This window comes from Frankia sp. CoWAU3 (assembly GCF_977971855.1).
Genome location: NZ_CDWWXB010000149.1, coordinates 1 through 1,329, shown reverse-complemented (window position 1 = coordinate 1,329; position 1,329 = coordinate 1). Strand labels below are relative to the sequence as shown.

The 1,329-nt window shown below is 76.1% G+C and carries 2 protein-coding genes; both read left to right on the top strand.

Annotated elements, in window-relative coordinates; translation table 11 throughout:
- On the top strand, positions 1–234 hold a 234-nt coding region (locus AC08ON_RS13115), incomplete at its 5' end, for a sulfurtransferase (protein ID WP_476617065.1).
- On the top strand, positions 231–1,329 hold a 1,099-nt coding region (locus AC08ON_RS13110; RefSeq protein ID WP_476607718.1), incomplete at its 3' end, for an FAD-binding oxidoreductase. The genes AC08ON_RS13115 and AC08ON_RS13110, both read left to right, overlap by 4 nt.

The following is a 1,329-nucleotide window of genomic DNA, read 5'->3' as shown; positions in this document are numbered from 1 at the left end:
TTCCTGCCCCGGGACGAGCTGCGGGCCCGGTTCGCGGCCCTCGGCGTCGGCGTCGGCGGCGACGGGAACGGCGGGCGGGCGCGGCCGGTCGGGGTGTACTGCGGGTCCGGAGTGACGGCCTCCCACGAGATCGCCGCGCTCGCCGTCGCCGGCATCGACGCCGCCCTGTACCCGGGTTCCTGGTCGGCCTGGGCGGCCGACCCCGACCGGCCCGTCGCCACGGGTCCGCAATGACCCCGGCGCGGTTCGCGGTCGCGCTGCCGGCCGGGCAGTGGAGCACCGATCCGGCCGTCGTCAACGCCCACCGGTGGGACCGGTCCGGCTGGCAGCCCGCGGGCCGGCCGATCGGCGTCGCGTTCGCGCGCGAGGTGGCCGACGTCCAGGCGGTGCTGCGGGCGGCGAGCGCGGCGCGGGTAGCGGTGACGGTGCGCGGCGCCGGTACCGGCCTCGCCGGGGGAGCCGCGGCCTCGGCGGGCAGCGTCGTGCTCGACCTGTCCGGAATGAACCGCATCCGCGAGCTGTCGGTCACCGACGCGGTCGCGGTCGTCGAGCCTGGCGTGATCACCGCAGATCTCGATCGGGCGGCCCGCGAGGTCGGCCTGTGCTACGCGCCGGATCCGGCGAGCGCGGCCATCTCCACCATCGGCGGGAACATCGCGACGAACGCCGGGGGCCTGGGCTGTGCGAAGTACGGCGTGACCCGGGAGTCGGTGCTCGGTCTGGACGTCGTCCTCGCAGACGGCGAGCGCATCAGCACCGGGCTGCGAACCGTCAAGGGGGTCGCCGGCTACGACCTGACCGGGTTGTTCGTCGGATCGGAGGGAACTCTCGGGGTGGTCGTCGGCGCCACCGTGCGGCTGCGGCTGCGGCCCGCGCCGCGCTCCACGGTCACCCTGGCGGCCTTCTTCGACACCTTCGCCGAGGCCGCCGCGCTCGGCGTCACCGCGCTCGGCGTCGCCGGGATCGTCGTGGCCGTGGCCGTGGCCGAACTGCTCGACGGCCGCACGGTGCGGGCCGTCGACGCCGCCACCGGCAGCAACCTTGCCTCCGCCGGCGAGGTCTTCCTGCTCGTCCAGACCGACAGGTCGGGCGCGGGAGAGGAGGCCGATGCCGCCGAGGGCATTCTCGCCGAGCGGGCGAGGAGGGTCCGGCGGTCGGTGGACGAGGCCACGGCGGAGGCGCTGCTCGCTGCTCGCCGCTCGGCGCTACCCGCGCTGGAGCGCCTCGGCCGGGTGCTCATCGAGGACATCGCCGTGCCGCGCGGCCGGATGGCGCAGGCCGCCGCGCGCATCGTCGAGATCGGCGCCGCCACCGGCGTGGACATCTTTA